The sequence below is a fragment of the Oleiphilus sp. HI0123 genome (genome assembly GCF_001635315.1).
Genome location: NZ_LWGE01001280.1, coordinates 1 through 6,264, shown reverse-complemented (window position 1 = coordinate 6,264; position 6,264 = coordinate 1). Strand labels below are relative to the sequence as shown.

Annotated in this window: 5 protein-coding genes and 1 tRNA gene; 3 read left to right on the top strand and 3 right to left on the bottom strand. The window is 45.4% G+C overall.

Annotation, left to right across the window (positions count from 1 at the left end):
- On the bottom strand, nt 1-252 hold a 252-nt coding region (locus tag A3761_RS15250; RefSeq protein WP_197473061.1), incomplete at its 3' end, for a fumarate hydratase.
- Nucleotides 253-654: 402 nt separating this feature from the next.
- Between A3761_RS15250 and A3761_RS15240 the strand changes: the two genes are divergently transcribed.
- The 3 genes from A3761_RS15240 (at nt 655) to A3761_RS15230 (ending at nt 5,509) form a co-directional block, all read left to right on the top strand.
- On the top strand, nt 655-4,086 hold the full coding sequence (locus A3761_RS15240) for a hypothetical protein (protein ID WP_068514872.1): 3,432 nt from the start codon (nt 655-657) through the stop codon (nt 4,084-4,086).
- Nucleotides 4,087-4,257: 171 nt separating this feature from the next.
- Nucleotides 4,258-4,470, top strand: coding sequence for a hypothetical protein (locus A3761_RS27775; protein ID WP_068514868.1), 213 nt, complete (start codon nt 4,258-4,260; stop codon nt 4,468-4,470).
- Nucleotides 4,471-4,498: 28 nt separating this feature from the next.
- A complete protein-coding gene (locus tag A3761_RS15230; protein WP_255374948.1) occupies nt 4,499-5,509 on the top strand; it encodes a cation:proton antiporter in 1,011 nt (336 codons plus the stop codon).
- On the opposite strand, the gene A3761_RS15225 is transcribed toward A3761_RS15230, so the two are convergent.
- Both A3761_RS15225 and A3761_RS15220 read right to left on the bottom strand, forming a co-directional pair.
- Nucleotides 5,488-6,000, bottom strand: a complete 513-nt coding sequence (locus A3761_RS15225; RefSeq protein ID WP_156490751.1) for a hypothetical protein — start codon at nt 5,998-6,000, stop codon at nt 5,488-5,490. The genes A3761_RS15230 and A3761_RS15225 overlap by 22 nt on opposite strands.
- Nucleotides 6,001-6,171: 171 nt before the next feature.
- Nucleotides 6,172-6,258, bottom strand: a tRNA-Leu gene (locus tag A3761_RS15220).
- Between the last annotated feature and the right edge of the window lie 6 nt (nt 6,259-6,264).

The following is a 6,264-nucleotide window of genomic DNA, read 5'->3' as shown; positions in this document are numbered from 1 at the left end:
CCACTGCACATCCATACCGACTTTAACGAATACAGTCACGATACCGGTATCCTGACAAATTGGTCGCTTACCTTCTGCACACATACGTGAATTGATGAGTATTTGTGCCATTGCATCTTTAGCAGCTTGGGACTCTTCTTTTAAATACGCTTCATGGACGGCATCAATAAAGTCTTTTGGGTGATAGTAGGAGATAAACTGCAGGGCATCTGCAACGCTATCAATTAAATCTGCTTGACGAATTGTGGTCATAGTCACTCTCTAACGTTTTTCTTTAATTAATAAACTGCTGAGGCTCTTAAGCTTTTGGCCAGGCCCATGTTGTGTTTATCAATTAATACATGGCTGATCACCCACTCATCTTCTGAGCGATCAATTATTGGGGTACTGAATTGTACTCTGATTGAAGATGAGTTTGTAGTCACACCTACAAAGCTTAAACGACGGTTAAATTCGTTACAGCTACTAAGCAAGTGCATCTAATTCTTTGCGCTAAAAAATTAGACAAATTGCTTTTTCGTGTCTACGTTTAATCTAGGTCAAAATTTTTAGGCCTGGTGGTGTGTGTTGCTGAATTTAAACAGATAAAACCAAGCAAGCATCCACCATCTAGCCACTACTTATTTGAGACAACGTTTAGGAAAGGTCTTATCCATGTATAAAAAAACCTTATTAAGTGTCGCGATTGCGTCAGCATTATCATTAACAGGCTGTCTGGACACTACTGATCCAGAAAACAACCCGAAAGAAAGAGATAACGAAAACTCACAGACGACCCCTCCGTCATCTGAGCAACAGGCGAATATTGAGCAGAACGAAAATAACCTCTACCCAGTATTTAACCCTGCTACCGGAGAGTTTCCTAAGCCAAATGACCTTTTACTACAAACAACGGATCCCGACGGTTCCTATGCTATCCCTGGTCTAGCCGAGAAAATTGCTGCAGGCACAGAAACACCACCTGAAGTCGCACTTGAGTATCTTAGTGGCGCATCCTTAACAGCCCCAATCGATATCGAAATTGGCCAAGGCATAGCAGGGTCCGACATAACAGATACGATAAACACAGATACGGTTATCGCAGAAAGCTTTATTAATGTTGGAGGCGCTCCTGTTCCTAACCCTGCCCAAAGCGTATTTCTGTTAGAACTAGAATATGCTGGTGGCGACCCTCTTAAAGGACTAGTCAACGAAGAATCCCCTACAGTTACTGACGCCATTACAGCAGCACAAGCCAGTGGTGGAGATTTATCGGCAGCAGGAGAACTTCTAGGAATAGCGGCTTCACCTAAGTATAGCGCTGAAGTCATTACCCGAGACAAAGTCGTTGGCGGCGAACGAGTAGAAACAAGTTACATACGAATCCAACCTTTAGAGCCTTTAAACCCTAACAAGCGCTACATTGTTGCACTGACCGATGAAATCAAAGATACCGAAGGAAAGTCTTTGATCAAACACCCTGGTATAGCCAACTATGCTGCCCTCGCTGATGAAAATCGAGAACCCGCCAACCCTCTCCTTGACGATGTGCAAGCTCAAATTGATTTCTGGGAAAAGGTTACCGCGAGCTATTTAGGCAACCTAACCAATGCGGCACGCCCAGATGATCAGCAATTAACTGAAGACAACATTGTTTTTACAAGTGGCTTTACCACTTCTAATGACACAAAAGTTGTCGACTATATGGTAGACCCTACCGAGTGGGCAACGAATACGGTTAAGACTCTTGTGACAACTGGCGCAGCAAAAGCGGCAGTTGATGCCGGCGCAGAAGATTATGCAACCATTAAAGGCGCTGTTGATACAGCAATCAGCAACTGGACCGCAGAGAGCTTCAATCCAGCTTTAGCAGGGTGTGATACCTATCCTGCTGGCGATGCACGCTTTGCATGCGCCGGTACCGGTATGATCACTGCAGCAAAAGCAGGTGGAATGTCTTTTCCTGAGCCCGCAGCCGATGATAGCGTAGCTTTCGACACACCGCGAGACCTAAGAACAGTATCAGCATTTATTACCGATGCAATCGCTCCAGTAGGTGCCGTAAACATTTCTGAAGGCTCCTTGACGATTCCTTACTATTCAGGTGTACCTGATACACGAGGCGTAAGCGATGGAACCGAAGCGAGACTTGTAGGCGAATGGTGGAAAGCAGATTCAACCTTAGCCACTCAAATAAATACTGCTTTTAACCTAGAGGCACTTGGCGCAGCTCTGCCACAAGCGACGACATCAAATGTTGTGAATCATTTGTTTCCGTTCCCAGCAAAGAACTCTACAGAAGAAATACCGGTATTAGCAATCTTCCCGGCAGATGACTCGAATATGCCGGCAGATGGTTATAAAACTGTTATTTACCAGCATGGTATTACAACTGATCGAAGTGTTGCCCTAGCACTCGGTAGCGCCATTGTTGCGAACAGCGGTGGAACCGTTGCGGTACTCGCGATTGATCAACCACTTCATGGTATTGATGCGATTTCTGAAGAAGGCCGCCTGGCATACGCAGCACAATTCCTTGCTGGTGGTCAGCTAGCTGGTTTCCCAGAGTCATTAGCTCCTGGCGATACCAATAATCAAGCTTTAGTTGATGGCACTCTTGCCACCACATTCGTGACAACATCATTAGACTCAGCGACAGTTATTGATGCGAGTGACGGTATTAGCGCCGCTGAAGCTGACCTGATTACTGAAACTTTTGCGGGAACCATCGCTGAAACAGTTGTAACCGGACAATTGCACGGCTCACTGATTGATATCACCGACGGAATCGACGGGACCGAAGCTGGCTATATTTCTGCTGCACTAAGCGGAGATCTTACCTACAATGTCGTAGCTGCTCAGTTAAACGGTACATTAATCGATATCACCGATGGCATTGACGGCACTGAAGATGCAACCATCAATGGCACAATCACGGCCGCATTAGGCGATGCAAGCGGAAATCCAACGCTTGATGCGACTGTTCAAAACCTTACAGCCCTAGAAGCAGCAGCTTCAAGCCTCCAAAGCTTACAGCTTGCGGCACAAGGTCTTGGCTTAATGCAGAATACTATTGAAAACGGTGCTAGCCAGATCCCTGGTCTAGGACAAGGTTCTGCCGATGAGCGTCACTTTGGCTTTGGCGGCGGTGTTACCAACGTTGTACCGATGGATTTCGCTGACGGCACCGTGGGCAGCTCCTCATCAGACCCTATCGATTGCTCCAACACGGGTTCTGGTGCATTCACGATTAACCCACTTAGCTTCCTAACTAGCCGTGATAACTTTAGACAGCACATGTCTGACTTAATGACTCTGCGTCTGTCTATTCCAACCATGGATATCGATGGAATAGATGATAACGGGCCAGAAGGTGATGGCTTTGACTTAAACGGAGACGATGTTCACTTTATTGCTCACTCTTTAGGTACCTTTAACGGCATTCCATTTGTCGAAATCGCGAACCAAACCAGTAGAACTGAAGATAACATTGTGTCTGCAAACTTTTTAACGCCAGGTGGCAACATTGCACGACTAGCAGAGAATTCCCCAGTATTTGCGCCGGGTATACTGCTAGCATTGCAATCTGCTGCTGGTTTACAAAGAGGCGATGCAGACCTTGAGACCTTCCTTAACGTTCTTCAAGCGTCATTTGACTCTTTTGATCCAATTAACTTTGTAGGCAACTTGAGTAGCACCACTTCTACAACCAAAGCCTTATTTAGCGAAGTGGTTGGCGATGTATTTATTCCAAATAATGCATCTCCCGCTGTTGACGTTGTACAACCAGCGAATATCGGCTGCAACGCAAACCCATACGCCGGCATCTCGCTTGGTGAAGGTACAGCGGCTCCTCTAGCAGGGACAAGTCCACTGCAAACTGCTTCCGGTGCTGTAAGCATTGGAGACTCAACTGATGAAGCAAGCATTAACTTCATTCGTTTTGAGAGTGACAGTGGTGCTCTACACACGACCCCTGCAGCGGCAGCTTCCTCTGCTGAGGCACCTGCTTTTGCAGAGTTTGTTACACAAGCAGCATCTTTCGTATTAAATGACGGTGAAGAAATCACTGTTGGGGATAGTGACCTGATAGTCGACGCCGAATAAAATGTAAGGAAACTAAAAGCCTCCGGCCTAACACCCGGAGGTTTTTTTTGCCCTTAAACCTCATCACTAATTGAGCTAGCTCAACCCCCTCTTCCCAAACTCAAGTCATACTAAGCACGTCCAAACTCAATACCAGCCCGACTTCAAAGCCAAAAAGCCGGGAGTGCGCATTTGGAAATTGCTGACGTCTTACTCGACATCCTTATCATTCTTGTTGTCGCCAGGGTGCTTGGCGATATTTCTCGCTATTTTGGCGCACCGAGTGTTATTGGCGAACTCTGCGCTGGCATTTTGATTGGCCCGAGCTTATTCGCATGGGTAGAGGTCAACGAGATTATATTTTTCTGGGCGAAATTGGCGTCATTCTATTGCTGTTTGACGTAGGATTGGAGACTGACCTAGGGAAGCTTGTATCCTCAGGCAAAAGTCTACTGTCGTGGCGCTAGGAGGCTTTATCGCGCCCTTTCTTGGTGGCTTTGCGGCAAGTTACTGGTACTTTGAACTATCACTACTTGTATCACTGTTTATCGGCGGAACCTTAACCGCCACCAGCATTGGCATCACCATTCGAACACTTTCAGATCTTAACCGACACCAAAGCGACGAAGGACAGGTAACATTGGGCGCCGCCGTACTCGATGATATTCTCGGCGTAATACTTCTTGCCCTACTCTATGACTTCTCAGTCAACGGCAATATCGACCTTATGAGCGCCGGTAGAGTTTTCTTATTTGTCGCGATATTTTTCTGCTTGGCTCCAATTCTCGCCAAGCTGTTTTCTCGAATTATCCAAATATTAGATAAAAGAATTAACGACCCAGGATTAATTCCAACCACTATTGTCGCATTAGTATTGTTCTTTGCCTGGCTCGCTCATTTATTTGGAGCCCCGGAATTACTCGGAGGCTTTGCCGCCGGACTAGCTTTATCGCGCCGCTTCTTTTTACCTTTCGGCATAGCGCTACATAGTTCACCCAAGTTCTCTCACAAAGTGGAAGTACAGATAAAACCCATCGTTCAACTATTCACACCAATATTCTTTGTATCCGTCGGTCTTTCGATGGATCTACGCTCGGTCGATTGGTCTTCATCATTCTTGTGGGAGTTTTCTTTAATATTACTTGTCTTGGCTATATGCACAAAGTTCGCCGGAGCCCTACTTATTAGCGAACCTCTAGCCAAACGTATCGTCATAGGAATGAGCATGGTGCCACGTGGCGAGGTTGGCCTGATATTCGCAGGCCTAGGTGCTTCTGCAAATATTTTTACAAATGAGGTCTATACAGCCTTAATCATGGTCATCGCCTACACTACCGTGCTATCACCTTTTTGGATAAAGCTCTATTACAAAAAATATGGACATTTATTGGGGGATATTGAAAAAACCAAAGGTAATACCGACTACGGCGCTACTTTCTTATAAATCCATCCAGAGCGCGCCAAACATTGATTACGTCTTAGGATAAGCCTGGTTAATTTCTTTAGTGGCTGCTCAAGCCCTTCTGTATAAGCAAAGGCATGTCGCTTAAGCTCCCCATTCTCCGATTGGGTAGTGATAGTATTGTTATATAAAGCGCTAAAAGCACCATTATCACCCGCACCTTTCGACATTACGAGTTCAAGTAAAAAAGCATGATAATCCTGATTGACTCGCTCAAGCACGGATATATTGGAAACAGTTTGTTCACCTAGCCCTAAAGAAATCCCACCCATTACAGATTCAGTACAACGATCGAACTCTTGACTTAGCGGCACCTGCTGATTGCTCTTTATTCCAAAATCTGAGTGTTCAAAAAATACATACGACTCCCTAGACTCTATCGAGCTAAGGTAGTCATCCATGAACGGACTACTTGAGCAGGCTAAAAGAGAGAGTGACATTAAAAGCAGAAGAATAATTCTAGAAATATGCACTGTGATCTCCTAAGCACTTAAATTAAGATATAACACAACCTAAAGCAGTTTGTTCTATTAAGTAAATAAAACCCTACCTGGCGGCCGTATTTGGAGAATAAAGGCTGAATATTTGTTTTAACTTGGGAAAACTTGTTAAGTTAGATCGACTTTTGATAACTAAGAAAGGATTGGTACCAGTGGGCGGACTCGAACCGCCACGTCCCGAAGGACAAGGGATTTTGAATCCCTCATGTCTACCAATTTCATCACACTGGCCCAGAT

Bases quoted from the DNA above. Each gene is read 5' to 3' on its own strand.
- A3761_RS15240 (WP_068514872.1), top strand. From the start codon at position 655: ATGTATAAAAAAACCTTATTAAGTGTCGCGATTGCGTCAGCATTATCA.